Genomic DNA, 15,996 nt, shown 5'->3' with positions numbered 1-15,996 from the left:
CAAGGCTCATAGATTTCTTTGGTAATTTTCTATACAAAATAGATTAAAAATCGGAGGGAATGTAAAATGACAAAATCTACTATGAGAAAGTTGAAAGCGTTTAACTTATTAAACTGGATTGAAGAAAATAAGGATCAGCTTAAGCCGCCGGTAAACAATAAGGTGCTTTGGGAAGACTCCGAATTTATTTGTATGATTCTTGGCGGACCGAACAAACGCCGCGATTTCCATGTTGATCCTTCAGATGAGTTCTTTTATCAAATCAAAGGCGATTGCTTTGTAGAAGTCATTAACAATGGAAAACGTGAAGTCGTTACAGTGAAAGAGGGGGAAGTTTTCATGCTGCCAGCGAATGTTCCGCATTCCCCTCACCGTATTGCGGATACCTTTGGTCTAGTCATTGAACGAAAACGTGACCAAGGGGAACTGGAAGACTTCGTTTGGTTCTGTGATAACTGTGATCATGAAATGCACCGTAAAACGGTTCAATTAACAGATATTGAAACGCAGGTTAAAGGAGCCATTCAAGAATTCAATAGCAGCCCAGACCTTCGCACTTGTGAAAAATGTGGGCATGTCATGTCTGAAGAAGTAGGGTTATGGAAATGAGAGTAGATTTTCATACACACATCATTCCTGAACACATTCCCAACTTCGTTGAAAAATTTGGAGGCGAACGCTGGCCGACGCTCGAGAAAACATGTTCCTGCGGTGCAAATATTATGGTGGCCGGGAAGGTGTTCCGCGAAGTAACGGATCAGGTATGGGATCCTGAAAAAAGAATCAAGGATATGGATGAAGAAGGGGTCGATATTCAGGTATTGTCACCAATTCCTGTGACATTCTCTTATTGGGCAGAGCCCGGCGCCGCTGAAGAAATGTCGAAAATCCAGAATGACTTTATTGCGGAAACCGTGAAGAAGTATCCGGACCGTTTTGTCGGATTAGGTACGGTGCCAATGCAGGATGTGGAAGCCTCCATTCGCGAAATGGATCGCTGCATTCATGAACTTGGCTTAAAAGGAATCGAAATTGGGACAAATGTTAATGGGAAAAACTTGGATGATCCGTACTTTACGAAGTTCTTCGAAATGGCAGAAAAATGGGGAGTGCCGTTATTTGTTCACCCATGGGAAACATTAGGCAGAGAGCGGATGCCGCGCCATAATTTCATGTACACAGTCGGCATGCCAAGTGAAACAGCTCTTGCTGCCGCTAGTTTAATCTGCGGCGGTGTGATTGAGAAATTCCCAGGTCTCAAAGTTTGTTTCGCTCATGGCGGAGGATCCTTCCCCTATATCTTACCTCGCTTGGATCAAGGGTGGAAGGTATGGCCGCATTTACGAGTGATAAGCAAGCCGCCAAGCCATTATGCGAAGAACTTTTATTTTGATTCATTGAATTATGATCCGTTGAACATTAAATATTTGGCCGACCGTTTTGGCCATGAAAAAATTGTCATGGGATCCGATTATCCATTTTTATTAAGAGAGATTCCTCCTGGAAATGTTGTTGATCAAACCGTGGAGCTTACGGAAGGGCAAAAACAGGATATATTAGGCAGAAATGCCCTCGCCTTTCTAAATATTGAAATAAAGGAAGAGGTTAAATCATGAGTACACCGGAAGAAAAGCTGGCAGAATTAGGGCTAGAATTGCCACCATTACGTCCTGCACATGGAGATTATGTCGGCTGTGTCAGAACGGGGAATCTGCTGTTCACCGCTGGTCAAGGTGTGGATCAATACCACGGCAAACTGGGAAGAGAGTTAACAGTGGAAGAAGGATACTTAGCTGCACAGCAATCGATGCTGAACCTTTTAAGTGTTGTGAAAAATGAAATTGGCGAATTAAGCAGGGTAAAGCAGTTCGTCAAAGTGCTCGGGATGGTCAATAGTACGGAAGAGTTTACCGACCATCCGAAAGTCATGAACGGTGCATCCGATCTAATCATGAAGGTTTTCGGAGAAAAAGGGAAGCATGGCCGTTCAGCAGTAGGATTTGCACAATTACCGAACAATACAGCAATTGAAATTGAAATGATTCTTGAGATTGAGGAGCAGGAGGAATAGATGTGGCAAATGGATTAGTTGTTGAAAATACGATCATTCAAGATGCAAAACTGTTTATCAATGGAGAATATCGGGACGCTCTTTCGGGGGAAACGTTTGATTCTTTAAATCCAGCAACAAATCAGAAGCATGCTTCCGTGGCAAATGGCGGACAGGAGGATGCCAAGCTTGCCATCGAAACGGCTCAGCGCACATTTGCAAGTGGAGTTTGGAGCAATATGCCTGTAGAAGAAAGATCAAGGATCCTCTGCAGAATGGCGGATTTAATCATGGCAAATGTCGACCGGCTGGCCATGATTGAAACATTGGATGTCGGTAAGCCGATTAAGGAAAGCCGCGGGTTTGATATCCCTCGCGCCGCGCAGAACTTCCGCTTCTTTGCCGAAATGGCGAAATACATGGTACACGAGCATTTTGATATGAGCGGTCATATGTCATATGTTCAGTATGCACCTGCAGGAGTCACCAGCTTAATCATTCCGTGGAACCTGCCGTTTATGCAGATGACCTGGAAAGCGTCGGCCGCACTTGCAGCGGGAAATACAGTAGTGATTAAACCAGCTTCTTATACACCATTAAGCGCGGTTTTACTTGGTGAAATTGCGAATGAAGCTGGATTACCGCCAGGTGTCCTGAATATCATTACCGGTCCGGGGAGCACGGTCGGCAATGTGATGGCATCCCATCCATCCGTCCGGAGAATTTCTTTTGTCGGTGAATCGAATACAGGGAAAACCGTCATGCGAAATGCAGCTGAAAATTTAATCCCTGTTTCACTTGAGCTTGGTGGCAAATCGGCCAATATCGTTTTTGAAGATGCTGATCTAGACGAAGCCGTTGCCGGTTCAATTGAAGCGATTTTCCGCAACCAGGGGGAAATATGTTTAGCCGGTTCCCGAATTCTAGTTCAAGAAAGTGTTTACGACAAGTTCTTAGAGAAGTTCGTTGCCGCAGTTAAGAAAATTAAAGTCGGAAATCCAACGGATGAATCGACAGATATGGGAGCGCTTGTGTCTAAGGGGCATTTAGAATCAGTTGATGAGTATGTACAAATCGGTTTATCAGAGGGTGCAAAGCTTGCGGCTGGCGGTAAGAGAGTTGCGGGCCTAACAGAAGGAAACTTCTATGAACCGACTGTACTTTATGATGTGAATAATAAAATGCGCGTTGCACAGGAAGAAATCTTTGGTCCTGTCCCAGTGATCATTCCATTTAAGACAGAAGAAGAAGCGATCCAAATTGCTAATGATTCCATCTACGGATTGGCCGGGGTGGTTTGGACAAACGATTTAAAGCGCGCCCACCGCGTGACATCTCAAGTATTCTCAGGATTATTATGGGTAAATTGCTGGTATGTCCGTGATTTGCGTACACCATTTGGCGGTGCAAAAGCGAGCGGCATCGGCCGGGAAGGCGGCCGTCACAGTTTCGATTTCTACACGGAAGCGAAAACCATCACAATGAAAAAATAATGGAGATAAGCGAAAGGCGCCTTGTTCACCTTTTGTTTATCGTTTCTTAGGAGGTTTTTCTAGTGGCAGTACGAACGATTGATTTTGCAAGTGAGCTATTGAAGGCGGAGGAAACGAGGGAGGCTGTCCCTGCCTTGACGGACCGTGATCCGGACTTAACGGTGGAGGATGCCTATCAGATTCAGCTGGAGGCCGTAAATGCAAAGTTGGTGCAAGGGAAAAAGGTGATCGGGAAAAAGGTAGGATTAACCAGTTCGGCTATGCAAAAAATGCTGAATGTAAATGAACCGGATTACGGTCATTTGCTGGATGATATGCGGGTGGAAAATGGGGAAGCCGTAAAGGTTGATTCATTGATTTCGCCAAAGATTGAAGCAGAGATCGGTTTTGTGCTAGCGGAGGATTTAACCGGTCCCAATATTACTTTTTTAGATGTGATAATGGCGACAAAATATGTTGTCCCGACGATTGAAATCATTGACAGCCGTGTGAAGGATTGGAAGATTAAATTAATCGATACAGTAGCAGATAATGGATCATCCGCAAAAGTTGTGGTGGGTGACAAATTCACCGAGCTTGATGGTGTGGATTTGCGTGCGGCCGGCATGTCTCTATTTAAGAATGAGGAGCTTGTGGCAACAGGCGCAGGTGCGGCCGCACTTGGCCATCCGGCGCATGCGATTGCCTGGCTTGCCAACAAATTACATGAATTCGGAATCTCCTTGAAAAAAGATGAAATCATTTTACCAGGAGCTTTATCTGCCGCTGTACCGGTTAAAGCCGGAGACACAATTAAGGCCGACTTTGGTGCACTGGGATCCGTGACTGTTCATTTTGAATAATTGGTTTTACTGGATTCTAAAATTCAAGTTGAAGCAGACCCGCAGGTGGAAGCCTGGCGGTTGAAACTAAATAAAGTGAGGGCATAAATTATGACTCTACTAGTGGATAAACACAAAGAAATTATCGAGTATTTATATACGGCAGAGCGAGATGCACGGGAAGTCATTAAAGTGACGGACGAATATCCGGAGTTGACAGTAAAGGAAGCATATGAACTGCAGGATGGCTTGCTTGCCCGTAAACTAGCGGAATCCGGAAGCAAAACAGTTGGTCTGAAATTAGGATTAACAAGTAAAGCGAAACAAGTCATGATGGGCGTGAATGAAGCGATTTACGGTTATCTGCATCAAGATATGCTCGGCTTTGAATGGGAGGGAATTTCCTATTCGGGCTTGATCCATCCAAAGGTGGAACCGGAAATTGCCTTTTTGCTGGATAAAGATTTACAAGGTGAAAACATCACTGAGGAAGACGTGTTAGCGGCAACCAAATATGTTGCTCCCGCTCTGGAAGTGATTGATAGCCGGTATAAGGATTTTCGCTTTACCTTAGTTGATGTTATTGCAGATAATTGTTCTTCGGCTAAATTTGTAGTCGGAAGTAAATGGGTCGCGCCTGGGGCGATTGATTTAGGAAACATCGGCATGGTGATGTCCAAAAACGGTGAAGTGGCGCAAACAGGTTCGAGCGCTGCGGTATTAGGGCATCCGGCAACAGCTATCGCCTGGGCGGTAAATGAATTAGGGGCCCGCGGGAGAGGACTGAAAAAGGGAGATATCATCCTCAGCGGAGCCATGTCAGAAGCAATCGCGTTTAAACCGGGTGACTCAGTCATTGCCAATTTCGAAGGATTAGGCAGTGTTTCGATGTATTGCAAGGAATGAAGCATGGGGACTGTTCTTTTTAAGGAAGCAGAAAGAACTGTCCCTTTGCTTTATGATTCCGGAGTTGTTTCTATAAGGGTGATTATATGTTTACTGTAACGAATGCAGCAAAAATAGAACTGCAAAATAGATTGAATTCTTCAGATGAAAACTCATTGATCCGCCTGCAGATGCGGAAAAGTTGTTTCATGAAAGTAAAATTAACGCTGGAAGATTCGATTCAGCCTAATGATACAGAAGTGATGTTGGATGGTCTGCATTTTATCATTGATCAAGGTGAGTGCCATTATTTTAATCATAAAACATTAGATTTTTTACCAGACAAAACCGGTTTTAAACAATTTGAGGTATTACATTAGTTTGGATTAATTATTTCAAAGGCTGTTTTCTAGAAGATTATTGTTTATAAATAGTTTTTATGAAAGGTTGATTGGAGCGGAAATCAACCTCAACTCTTTTTGATATAGGAGGAGAAAATAGGATGGAAAAAGTAAAAGTTGCGATCCTAGGCTCAGGGAACATCGGAACAGATTTAATGATCAAATTAGCACGCTCTAAATTTTTAGAGCTGATTGCTGTAATCGGAATTGATCCACAATCTGACGGTTTACGCCGTGCAAGGGAATTAGGGTATGCCGGGGTTGATACAGGAATTGATGGATTTTTGGCAGACCCGGAATTAAAAGCAGACATTGTATTCGATGCCACTTCCGCAAAAGCCCATCTATATAATGCAAAGGTGTTAAAAGAAGCGGGAATAAAGGTTATTGATATGACTCCAGCGGCGATAGGACCTTTAGTCTGCGCAGCCGTAAACATTGAAGAGCATTTAGATAAGGACAATATCAATCTGATTACTTGCGGTGGTCAGGCAACGATCCCAATGGTCCATGCCGTCAACCGAGTAGCGCCAGTCGAATATGCTGAGATTGTTGCGACGATTGCAAGTAAGAGTGCGGGGCCGGGAACTCGTGCCAATATTGATGAATTTACAGAAACAACCGCTCGTGCGATAGAAGTAGTTGGCGGTGCTAAAAAAGGGAAGGCGATTATTATCTTAAACCCTGCTGAACCGCCAATCCTCATGCGTGATACCGTTTACACGCTTGTAGAGGAAGGGAAAATGGATGAAGAAGCGATTCGGAACTCTATCAGGGAAGTGGAGAAAGTTGTTCAATCGTATGTCCCGGGTTATCGCGTGCGCACCGAACCAATTTTTGACGGAAATAAAGTAACCATCTTCCTTGAGGTAGAAGGAGCTGGTGACTACCTGCCTGTATATGCTGGTAACCTTGATATCATGACATCAGCTGGTGTGAAAATTGCAGAGGCGTTCGCGAAAAAATTATTAACGAAAGAAACAGTTTAAGCTGTAGAAAGGGGCAAAAAAACCATGCCAATTGAAAGAGATATTCTCATTACAGAAGTAGGGCTGCGAGATGGAAGCCACGCCATTAATCATCAATATACGGTAGATCAAGTACTTAGCGTAACAAAAGCATTAAATGATGCAAATGTTCCTTTTATTGAAGTCTCTCATGGTGACGGTTTAGCTGGATCTTCCTTACAATATGGTCTTTCACGGACAAATGAAATGGAATTAATCGAAGCGGCGGTTTCAGTAGCAGACAAGTCGAAAATTGCTGTTCTTCTATTACCAGGTATCGGTACACTGCATGAATTAAAAGAAGCCGCCCATTTAGGTGCAAAAATGGCCCGTATTGCTACACATGTAACAGAAGCAGACGTGGCACCGCAGCATATTGCCTATGCAAAAGAATTAGGAATGGAAACAGTCGGTTTCTTAATGATGAACCACATGGCCCCAGTAGACAAACTTGTTGAGCAGGCAAAATTAATGGAAAACTATGGAGCTGACACCGTATATGTTGTTGATTCAGCAGGCTATTTGCTTCCAGACCAGGTTCGTGAACGTATTCGCGCCCTTAAGCAATCGGTAGGGATTCATGTCGGCTTCCACGGCCATAATAATTTGTCACTTGCCATGGCCAACACACTTGTGGCAATTGAAGAGGGTGCGACTCGGATTGATGGCAGTGTACGCTGTTTAGGAGCAGGTGCCGGTAATACTCAAACAGAGGTACTTGTTGCCGTTTGTGAACGAATGGGAATTAAAACAGGGGTAGACTTATATAAAATGATGGATTTGGCGGAAGATATTGTTGCACCCATTTTGCAAGTGCCGCAAGAAATTACAAGAGATAGCTTAACTCTCGGGTTTGCAGGTGTGTACTCAAGTTTTGCCCTTCATGCAAAACGCGCAGCTACTAAATTTAGCGTTGATTCCCGTGATATTTTAGTTGAATTGGGCAAACGAAAAGTAGTGGGCGGTCAAGAGGATATGATCGTCGATGTGGCTGCGGAGATTGCAAAAGAAAGGAATAAGGTTGTTTTGGGTTAAGTGTTTTGATGAAGGTGTCCCAAAAGTCAAACTTTTGGGACACCCCTTCTTACATTTATAGGAAGAACATTATTTCTCAATGCCTACTAATTTTTAAATTCCTTGTAACTATGTTTAAATACTTCCTTAGTTACAGCATGAAACGATAGTTTTTGGTCGGTCGTCCAGAACGACAGGTCGAATCCAGTGGCACCTTCATGAAACTTGCCTTCCAATTTGGTTGTTTTTCCGTCTACTGTAGTGAAAAACTTCACCAAACGCCCATCTGTTACTCCGTTTAATACATACCTGGATTCTTTCCCCTTGTCATCCATCATGAGTAGGTAACCTGTCAATTCGCCTTCTAGTAAGGCTTCATCTATTTTGACGAACAATTGGAAGGAGTCGTCCTGAGCGGTGTAAAGATAGCCGTAAACACTACGAAGATTGGAAAAAAAGTATCTTATTCTTTTATTTTCGTTCTCTTCAGCGTGATAGTCTTTTAGCGCTTTTATATATCCATCGAGTTCTTTATGATTTACGGGATTGTAAAGTGTGATGTCTTTTTCTCCTTGCTCTTGTACTGAAAGATGTGGACCAGAAAACCAAGCTTCATAGCTTATAATTTCCCCGCCATTATTCAACTTGAATTTATACCCCTTTTCAGTTGTTTCCCCAGTCAGGGGGAATAGTTTCTCTTCCATTATAGGAGCTTTCCCAGCTTTTTCTATGAATCTCTGTTGGTGAAGTTTCCCCTTAACTTCCCCTCTTCTACTAGTTAGTTCAAACCAATGAAGTATGCCGTTATCACTATACACAAATGCATCCGATTTGTTCAGCGGGTCCTTTAGGTCTTTCACCTTGGATGTTGCCCACCAAAATGCTGTTCCAATCAACAACCCAATAACCGCCGTCGCTCCCCAATATTTTAACTTCTTCACTTGGTTTCCCCTCCTGAGTGAATGAGGTGCATACAATCAATTTTTGATTGATGTGCCTGGTTTTCATTTAACTAACCTTTCCTGCTATTTAAACAACATCTCTCTGAATTTTAACATAAATATCCAGAAGCCCACCTAAAGGGCAAGAGGGGAGAACAAAATATTTAGTGGTTATTTAACTTAAAATACCATTTATAAAATATCCATGCTAAAAATAAGGTAGCATAAACGGATGTCCAGGTAAAATACCATTGCCAATGAATATATGAAATCAGATTTGTATACTTTTCCATGATGACTTCAGGTAAGGTTAGTGCTGTGGAATATGCACTTATATATAGGGGTTTTTTCCAAAATGAATTGGTTTTGGGGTAAAAGAGACAAAAGAAGATGGTTACGACGGGATATAAAAAGAACTCATATAAAAAGCTGGTGCCATTCACTTTTGCGAGTTCCCGAACAGGGTACTCTAATAAGTGGAATCCCACAGCGAGAATTCCAGCAAACCATGTAACACACTGTTGAAAAAGGAAGATGACGCTGGCCTCTCTTACTTTATCCTTTGGTATGAATGCTACAGAAATAAAAGTGCAGGCATGGCATTATGCTAACTTTTATGTTTTTGATAGGGAAATTTACAAACATTATGAAGATTAGTATGGAGAATCTCATAAGAAGCTTTTTTAATTTTATCATTGAGCTTTGGATATGTCGTCGTTATGTGATATGGATTATGGCACATCCTGACTTTGAAAGGTTAGAGACAAATGAAGATTGAACCGTTGATTTTATACATTCTTTATCCCCAAAAAATAATGTAACACACGTCTTATAAAATGTGCGTTTTTTGGAAATTTTAGCTGGAACAGAAGAGCAAAAAAAGGATAAGCTAAATATTCCATCGTAAAATTTATTTTTGTTGCATGTTTGAAAATTCGAACGGGTGATTCAAGTAAGCCGAAATAGGTTAGATAAATACTGAACAGCCACGTTAACATCTGAAATAACAAAAGAGTCGCAATGGCTTCGCGAAGTCGATTTCGAGGGATAACTTTCCATATTGAGATTGGAAATATTATCCACAAAAAAACAACACAAAATAATCTGATTTCATATATGCCACCTTTTTATAACTTAGTTTGAAATATACTAGCGTAAATTATCCTGTTTATAGAAAAAACATTTTCTGTTATAGTACTAATCAAATTTTTCTGGGTCTTTAAGGTCTCTCATACATTATTACCATTTTAGCCAATACCGCTTCACTCCCTTTCAAATTTCTTGTAAAATTGATTTCTTTGAAAGCATTATATTATTTATATATATAATAGAAATACGGATAGTAGGTCGGGGCTTGCATTCTGCGAAAATGAGAGGATTTAGAAAGTAGGGAGTTTTATGAGCAACAACGTGATGGATAAACAATTAGAAGAAGGCCTTCTCAAGGCTTTGTCTGGATTAAAAAAAGTGTCCAAAGATATAGAGGTAAAACAGGATCAAAAACATTGGGGCAATTTGAATGTTCCTGTAACCTTACAGGAACAACTAGGTAAAATGACAAAGAGTGAGTTAGATAACATCAGAAAAAATTTAGAATTAAAAGGCGTCAGCAGTTTGAAAAAAGCCGAACTTGTTACAGTGTTACAAGAAATGATTCCTAAAACGCTCGAAAAGGTTTGCCTTCCATTTGATGCCGAGCGTTTGAGATTATTAACAAAAATCGCCCATAATGGCGGGCATATGATTGCCCAAGAATTAGAACCGCATCAAATCGAATATTTTCGTGCACGTGGTTTGATATTTACGGGAATCTTTCAAGGAAAAAGGATATTGGCTGTGCCGGATGAACTGATTGTTCCAATTTTATCCCTTGAAGATAATAAAAAGTTCACATCTATCATAAATAGAAATACAGAGTGGATCAAACTTACATACGGTCTTTGTTACTATTATGGAGCATTAAGTACAGCACAACTATCAGAGATGCTGGAAACCTTCACGAAAGAACCGTTACGTTTACGGGAATTTCTTGACGTTATTCATCATGCCAATCCCTATCATAAAGAAATTAGTCTTAATGAAGAAGGCTTCTCAAATATAAGAGTGTATGATCCAAAAAGAGTGAAGCAAGAACACCGGATGAGAGAAAGTGTGGCATTTTTTCCTTTTACTAAAAAACAACTTCTCAAAGCGGGGGAAGCCGGGTTTGTTGAAAAGAATCAAAGCTATCTGGAGTTTGTCCAGTTCCTTACGCTGTATTTTGAAATGGACAGGGAGGCAGCTGATAGTATTGTAGAAGAGTGTGTCTATGCGACTCGAATTGGTGACGGCCCGAATGAGGTTATGCATTATTTAGGAAGTGTCCTTGAATTTGAAAGTTTGGAAACGGTCCAAGCGATAATGGATCAAGTGGTTCATTTGATGAATAACACGAAGCAATGGTTTTTGAAAGGCTATACACCAATTGAGCTAAGGGAACATTCATTGAAACCGGAACTTTTAACGAGCCCCAAACAAACTGAAGGTAAAACAAACGAGAAAATCGGCAGAAATAATCCATGCCCTTGCGGAAGCGGGAAAAAGTATAAAAAATGCTGTGGAAGATAAGGTAAGTCAAGCTGAACGCTATAGGTACATCATGAAGTAAATGCTTTTTAGTGAAGTTCAATTGTCAAGATGCTAAGGAGTGATTGGGATGGTTAAGCAATCTGCTTTTACCTTTGAAACGAATGATGGTATTAAGATCCATGTTAGCAAATGGGATGGGGAGGAAAATCCGCGCGCAATTGTCCAAATTGCCCATGGTATGGCAGAGCATATCGAGCGATATCACTCCTTTGCAGAAGAACTCGTATCTCAAAATATAGTCGTTTTTGGTAATGATCACCGTGGCCATGGAAAAACGGCGAGTTTAAATAACTGTTCAGGTTATTTTGCAGATGAACAGGGCTTTGAAAAAGTAGTGGAGGATCTGTTTACCCTTACCACGATCATTGAAAAGGACTATCCAGATGTTCCGATTTTTCTATTTGGTCACAGTATGGGATCATTCTTATCCCGTCGTTATATTCAATTGCACGGTGATCGGATTGTAGGTGTGATTTTATCAGGTACAGGCGGAGACCCGGGGATTATGGGGAAAATCGGCAGGATGATCGCTTCCAGGCAAATGAAGAAGATAGGAAGAAGGACTCCTAGTCCACTATTAAATAATCTTACATTTGGTAACTACAATAAGAGCTTTCAACCGAATCGAACGGAATTTGATTGGTTAAGCAGGGACGAAAGAGAAGTAGATTTGTATATTGAAGATCCCAATTGTGGTGGTATTTTCTCATCAGGCTTTTTTAATGATCTGCTTGGCGGTCTTGAAACGATAAATAAAATCGCTAATATTGAGTTGATTCAAAAAAAGTTGCCGATCTATTTGGTTTCCGGAAGTATGGACCCAGTTGGAGGAAATACAAAAGGTGTGTTAAAAACCTATCAAGCATTTAAAAATGCCGGTATTATCGATGTCACTTATAAATTTTATGAAGATGCCAGGCATGAAATATTAAATGAGATTAATAAGGATGAAGTGGTTGCGGATATTATTGGGTGGATGAATGAGCATCTTTAATTTTGAAAAATACGAACTCAAATAGACTTTTACCATCTAGGGTTGAACATAGGTTGTAAATGAAAAAAAGAGTGGTTTCTTCACTGATAAGGGTTCTAAGTGCCTGTAAAGGAGAAAAAAGAGTGGAAGCGGTCACTGACGAGGGTTCTATGTGCCCGTAAAGGAGAAAAAAGAGTGGAAGCGGTCACTGACGAGGGTTCTATGTGCCCGTAAAGGAGAAAAAAGAGTGGAAGCGGTCACTGACAAGTGTTCTAAGTGCCCGTAAAGGAGAAAAAAGAGTGGAAGCGGTCACTGACGAGGGTTCTAATTGCCCGTAAACGAGAAAAAAGAATGGCCGTGGTAACTGTCAAAGATTCAAAGTACCCGCAAAGAGTGTTATTTATCATAAAAAGGGAAAAGCACCGCCCTACCATTCACCGAAAAGCCCTTTTTCTCCTACTAATCCACTCAATCTAAAAATCAAGTTAAAAAATCGACAAATTTCGCAAAAAACCTTGACGAAAAAATGAAAAGTGTGTAATATAATAAAAGTCAGTTAATTAAAGCGTTCAAGTAATAATTGAGGGTGTAGTTTACTGGTAAAACCTCAGCCACGAGCATAGCATCTGAGAATAAGCTTCGAGTTGCCTCGACGCATCATTCTTCTTCGAATATGCTTTTAGAGGAAGAGGCATGTAAATGCGTGTTGAAAATAAATATTACATTATAATAATTTGCGGGTGTAGTTTACTGGTAAAACCTCAGCCTTCCAAGCTGATGTAGTGGGTTCGATTCCCATCACCCGCTCCAATATTGTGACTAACGTAGTGTATCGTTTCAAAGAAAAACGATGCGTTACGTTTTTTTATTTGCCCAAAAAAAGAATGCCTCTATCAGCATCCTAATATGCGATAAGAAGCATCCCCGCCATGGACTTGAATAAACATATTCATTAAAGATTCCGTTAGCTGTTTCGCGTTAACTACATCCATAGATGGCCGAATATAGATCATTTGCACCGCCTGTTTGGTTTCTACCGTTACAGGTGTTCGGTCTGAGTCTACAAACGGACTGCCAAATGGTCCTTGTTGATCTACCGATACAATTAAGTTCTCTAATGAGTTCATTCTTCCATTTAAACCGCGATATTCTTCCCCAGCAGCACCAATTCGGATTGTAACTGGTCCCTCTAATTTCTCTTGATCATAAATCCCAATCGGCACTTGATATTCTAGCGAGAAAAAGTTGTTGAGATCAATCGCACTTTGAACAGGGGAAAGATAATTCTGCTTTTGAACCCTTCGGTATAGTGCTTCTGCAGAGTGACGGTAGCGGTTCGGGTCCTTTCCCGTCATTTTAAACACACTTCGCCATTCCTGAATTCCAGGTAAATCCGTCACATTTTTATTTTCCAGCTCAAAATAGATCGACTCTTGAAACAACTGAAGACGGCCTTTAACCATTTGCGGTGAATTCCCGACAGTGATATTCTCGTATTCAATAACTCCCACTTTAAAATTAGGAATCTTTTCAATCAGACTTGATGACAATTGAATTTCCAAGCTTTTTAACCTCCAAAATTTGTTGGAAATAGTTTATCATAAAAAAGTGTGTAATGAATAATTAACCGCATCATATTGATGGAAACCGTTTGAAAGAAGGCTTTAAAAATGAACGTTAACCAATTTAAAGAAGAACTAATTGCATACAGTAAGGAAATTGGCATTGATAAAATTGGTTTTACTACTGCTGCCCCCTTTACTGAACTGAAAAATAGATTAATACGCCAGCAGGAGCTAGGTTTCCAATCAGGTTTTGAGGAACCGGATATAGAAAAACGCGTTAATCCCTCCCTGCTCCTTGAAGAGCCGCGTTCCATCATAGCGATTGCGTTAGCTTATCCATCTAAAATGAAAATCAGGCTCGTGAGCAAAAAGGGAGAGCGAAGAGGAATTTTTTCAAGAGCTTCTTGGGGAATGGATTATCACCATATTCTCCGTGATCGACTAAAAAAACTGGAAGCATTTATCCTTGAAAAGGTACCGGATGCCAGGGTTAAATCAATGGTTGACACTGGAGAACTTTCAGACAGAGCTGTGGCAGAGAGAGCAGGGATTGGTTGGAGCGGAAAGAATTGTGCGGTAATCACGCCTGAATTTGGCTCTTATGTTTACCTAGGTGAAATGATTACCAGTATTCCTTTTGAACCCGACTCTCCAATAGAAGATCAGTGCGGAACATGTACAAAATGTCTTGAGGCTTGCCCTACAGGTGCATTGGTACACGGCGGACAGATCAATGCTCAGCAATGTATTTCATTTTTAACGCAAACAAAGGGCCTTATACCGGATGAATTTAGGGAGAAAATCGGAAATAGGGTGTATGGCTGTGATTCCTGCCAAACCGCCTGTCCGGAAAATAAAGGGAAGGACTTTCATTTTCATGAAGAAATGGAAACCAATCCGGAAATTGAAAAACCATTATTAACCCCAATTTTAAAGATGAGTAATCGTGAATTTAAAAATAAATTTGGCCATTTATCAGGGTCTTGGCGTGGGAAGAAGCCAATCCAACGTAATGCCATGATTGCCCTTGCTCATTTTAAAGATGAAACAGCAGTTCCCGATTTAGTTGAGGTTTTGCAGAATGAACAAAGTCCAGTAATGAAGGGAACAGCTGCATGGGCCCTTGGTAAAATTGGCGGCGAGAGCGCATATACCGCCCTTGAGAAAGCTAGGAAAACCGAAACAGATATAGAGGTCCAGCAGGAAATCGAAAAAGGTTTACGTATGTTGAATACGTAAAAAAGGGCGAATCATGATGATTGGCTCTTTTTTTGATTGAATTTCGTCCTTTCCACATATGTATGAATGGAAAGGAGTGGAGAGAGATGCAAGAATCCCTTCAAGAATTATTTGATAAAAGAATTCATCAATTTATTTCAAATACGAGGGAGCAGAAAAGTTTATATCCAAAGGCAGAAAGAAAATTAGCTTCTTTGTCCAAACGGTCGGCTGAAATTGTAAAAGTAAAGGCTGCGGGCAATATCATAGAAAAAATTGAAAATGGGAATTACGAAACTGTCCATTATATGGCTCATTTTCAATATCTTATTAAACAAAAAGACGCGCTTTATCTAGAAGAGGAGACAGAAATGAGGCTCGCTAAGCTTTATAAAGGAGAAGTAATCTCTGATCAAGAAATCGCACCTGTTCAAACTGGCGATGGTCATCAGGAATTATCCATTCCAACCGAAGAATTGGAGGAACGTTCAAGCTTCCGGTATGACCGTTTAAAGGCAGTGCAATATGCGGAACGCTGGTGGAATAGTTATAATCCTGCGTATAAAAAATTTGAAAACAATTGTACCAATTATATATCACAATGTCTTCGTGCCGGTGGAGCCCCGATGAGAGGGTATCCGAACCGCGGAAGCGGCTGGTGGATGCAAAATCATAATTATAGCTACAGCTGGGCGATGGCCCATTCTCTAAGATTATATTTGGGGAACTCTAAGAGTGGTTTAAGGGCAAGAGAGGTCAGCAGTCCTGATCAATTATTATTGGGGGACGTGATTTGCTACGATTTTGAAGGGGATGGCCGGTTTAATCATAATACGATGGTGACCGGGAAGGATGCATATGGAATGCCGTTGGTAAACGCCAATACGTACAATAGCCGTATGAGGTACTGGGCCTACGAAGATTCATCAGCCTATACGCCAAACATAAAATATAAGTTCTTTTCGATTTTGGATTGATTTCTTGTCCGTAAACAACATAG

The 15,996-nt window shown here is 41.1% G+C and carries 17 protein-coding genes and 1 tRNA gene; 14 read left to right on the top strand and 4 right to left on the bottom strand.

The features are described 5' to 3' along the window. Window positions 1-66 precede the first annotated feature (66 nt). From E2K98_RS23655 to dmpG, 9 genes are all read left to right on the top strand, one after another. Window positions 67-609 carry a 3-hydroxyanthranilate 3,4-dioxygenase gene (locus E2K98_RS23655; RefSeq protein WP_133338582.1) on the top strand — a complete coding sequence of 181 codons (543 nt, stop codon included), beginning with the start codon at window positions 67-69 and terminating at the stop codon, window positions 607-609. Further along, complete coding sequence (locus tag E2K98_RS23650; protein WP_208025413.1) at window positions 600-1,616, top strand: amidohydrolase family protein; 1,017 nt, start codon at window positions 600-602, stop codon at window positions 1,614-1,616. Before E2K98_RS23655 ends, E2K98_RS23650 begins: the two co-directional genes overlap by 10 nt. Beyond that, the gene (locus tag E2K98_RS23645; RefSeq protein WP_133338578.1) at window positions 1,613-2,071 is read left to right on the top strand and encodes a RidA family protein; all 459 of its coding nucleotides are present in this window, start codon (window positions 1,613-1,615) and stop codon (window positions 2,069-2,071) included. The genes E2K98_RS23650 and E2K98_RS23645 overlap by 4 nt, the downstream gene beginning before the upstream one ends. 2 nt (window positions 2,072-2,073) lie before the next feature. Beyond that, entirely contained in the window at window positions 2,074-3,543 is a 1,470-nt protein-coding gene (locus E2K98_RS23640) for an aldehyde dehydrogenase (RefSeq protein ID WP_133338576.1), read from the top strand. Window positions 3,544-3,605: 62 nt separating this feature from the next. Further along, entirely contained in the window at window positions 3,606-4,385 is a 780-nt protein-coding gene (locus E2K98_RS23635) for a 2-keto-4-pentenoate hydratase (RefSeq protein ID WP_133338574.1), read from the top strand. A 90-nt stretch (window positions 4,386-4,475) separates the two neighbouring features. Beyond that, window positions 4,476-5,270 (top strand): 2-keto-4-pentenoate hydratase, encoded by a 795-nt coding sequence (locus E2K98_RS23630; RefSeq protein ID WP_133338572.1) that lies wholly within the window; start codon window positions 4,476-4,478, stop codon window positions 5,268-5,270. An 86-nt stretch (window positions 5,271-5,356) separates the two neighbouring features. Further along, entirely contained in the window at window positions 5,357-5,629 is a 273-nt protein-coding gene (locus tag E2K98_RS23625) for an iron-sulfur cluster biosynthesis family protein (protein ID WP_133338570.1), read from the top strand. 122 nt (window positions 5,630-5,751) lie between these two features. Next, entirely contained in the window at window positions 5,752-6,639 is an 888-nt protein-coding gene (locus E2K98_RS23620) for an acetaldehyde dehydrogenase (acetylating) (RefSeq protein ID WP_133338568.1), read from the top strand. A gap of 24 nt (window positions 6,640-6,663) precedes the next feature. After that, complete coding sequence (gene dmpG / locus E2K98_RS23615; RefSeq protein WP_133338566.1) at window positions 6,664-7,692, top strand: 4-hydroxy-2-oxovalerate aldolase; 1,029 nt, start codon at window positions 6,664-6,666, stop codon at window positions 7,690-7,692. A gap of 86 nt (window positions 7,693-7,778) precedes the next feature. On the opposite strand, the gene E2K98_RS23610 is transcribed toward dmpG, so the two are convergent. The 3 genes from E2K98_RS23610 to E2K98_RS32375 all read right to left on the bottom strand — a co-directional run bounded on the left by E2K98_RS23610 (window position 7,779) and on the right by E2K98_RS32375 (window position 9,697). Further along, window positions 7,779-8,612 (bottom strand): hypothetical protein, encoded by an 834-nt coding sequence (locus E2K98_RS23610; RefSeq protein ID WP_133338564.1) that lies wholly within the window; start codon window positions 8,610-8,612, stop codon window positions 7,779-7,781. Between the two features lie 164 nt (window positions 8,613-8,776). After that, window positions 8,777-9,181 carry a CBO0543 family protein gene (locus E2K98_RS32380; RefSeq protein WP_407921225.1) on the bottom strand — a complete coding sequence of 135 codons (405 nt, stop codon included), beginning with the start codon at window positions 9,179-9,181 and terminating at the stop codon, window positions 8,777-8,779. 219 nt (window positions 9,182-9,400) lie between these two features. Further along, window positions 9,401-9,697 (bottom strand): CBO0543 family protein, encoded by a 297-nt coding sequence (locus E2K98_RS32375; RefSeq protein ID WP_407921224.1) that lies wholly within the window; start codon window positions 9,695-9,697, stop codon window positions 9,401-9,403. Window positions 9,698-10,010: 313 nt separating this feature from the next. On the opposite strand from E2K98_RS32375, the gene E2K98_RS23605 reads away from it, so the two are divergent. From E2K98_RS23605 to E2K98_RS23595, 3 genes are all read left to right on the top strand, one after another. Continuing rightward, on the top strand, window positions 10,011-11,219 hold the full coding sequence (locus E2K98_RS23605) for an SEC-C metal-binding domain-containing protein (protein ID WP_133338562.1): 1,209 nt from the start codon (window positions 10,011-10,013) through the stop codon (window positions 11,217-11,219). Window positions 11,220-11,307: 88 nt separating this feature from the next. Further along, the gene (locus E2K98_RS23600) at window positions 11,308-12,234 is read left to right on the top strand and encodes an alpha/beta hydrolase (RefSeq protein ID WP_133338560.1); all 927 of its coding nucleotides are present in this window, start codon (window positions 11,308-11,310) and stop codon (window positions 12,232-12,234) included. 715 nt (window positions 12,235-12,949) lie between these two features. Next, window positions 12,950-13,023: transfer RNA gene (locus tag E2K98_RS23595), tRNA-Gly, on the top strand. 83 nt (window positions 13,024-13,106) lie between these two features. Here E2K98_RS23595 and E2K98_RS23590 read toward each other — a convergent pair. Further along, window positions 13,107-13,775, bottom strand: coding sequence for a B3/B4 domain-containing protein (locus tag E2K98_RS23590; RefSeq protein WP_133338558.1), 669 nt, complete (start codon window positions 13,773-13,775; stop codon window positions 13,107-13,109). 108 nt (window positions 13,776-13,883) lie between these two features. On the opposite strand from E2K98_RS23590, the gene queG reads away from it, so the two are divergent. After that, entirely contained in the window at window positions 13,884-15,017 is a 1,134-nt protein-coding gene (queG, locus tag E2K98_RS23585; RefSeq protein WP_133338556.1) for a tRNA epoxyqueuosine(34) reductase QueG, read from the top strand. Between the two features lie 86 nt (window positions 15,018-15,103). After that, window positions 15,104-15,973 (top strand): amidase domain-containing protein, encoded by an 870-nt coding sequence (locus E2K98_RS23580; RefSeq protein WP_133338554.1) that lies wholly within the window; start codon window positions 15,104-15,106, stop codon window positions 15,971-15,973. Window positions 15,974-15,996: the final 23 nt, after the last annotated feature.

It is taken from the genome of Bacillus salipaludis (genome assembly GCF_004358205.1).
The sequence above is the reverse complement of the archived record's forward strand: the minus strand, read 5'-3'. Positions and strand labels throughout refer to the sequence as shown.

Coding starts and splice junctions, on each gene's coding strand:
- queG (WP_133338556.1), top strand. CDS start 13,884: ATGAACGTTAACCAATTTAAAGAAGAACTAATTGCATACAGTAAGGAA.
- E2K98_RS23625 (WP_133338570.1), top strand. CDS start 5,357: ATGTTTACTGTAACGAATGCAGCAAAAATAGAACTGCAAAATAGATTG.
- E2K98_RS23645 (WP_133338578.1), top strand. CDS start 1,613: ATGAGTACACCGGAAGAAAAGCTGGCAGAATTAGGGCTAGAATTGCCA.
- E2K98_RS23580 (WP_133338554.1), top strand. CDS start 15,104: ATGCAAGAATCCCTTCAAGAATTATTTGATAAAAGAATTCATCAATTT.
- E2K98_RS23655 (WP_133338582.1), top strand. CDS start 67: ATGACAAAATCTACTATGAGAAAGTTGAAAGCGTTTAACTTATTAAAC.
- dmpG (WP_133338566.1), top strand. CDS start 6,664: ATGCCAATTGAAAGAGATATTCTCATTACAGAAGTAGGGCTGCGAGAT.
- E2K98_RS23620 (WP_133338568.1), top strand. CDS start 5,752: ATGGAAAAAGTAAAAGTTGCGATCCTAGGCTCAGGGAACATCGGAACA.
- E2K98_RS23630 (WP_133338572.1), top strand. CDS start 4,476: ATGACTCTACTAGTGGATAAACACAAAGAAATTATCGAGTATTTATAT.
- E2K98_RS23605 (WP_133338562.1), top strand. CDS start 10,011: ATGAGCAACAACGTGATGGATAAACAATTAGAAGAAGGCCTTCTCAAG.
- E2K98_RS23650 (WP_208025413.1), top strand. CDS start 600: ATGGAAATGAGAGTAGATTTTCATACACACATCATTCCTGAACACATT.
- E2K98_RS23600 (WP_133338560.1), top strand. CDS start 11,308: ATGGTTAAGCAATCTGCTTTTACCTTTGAAACGAATGATGGTATTAAG.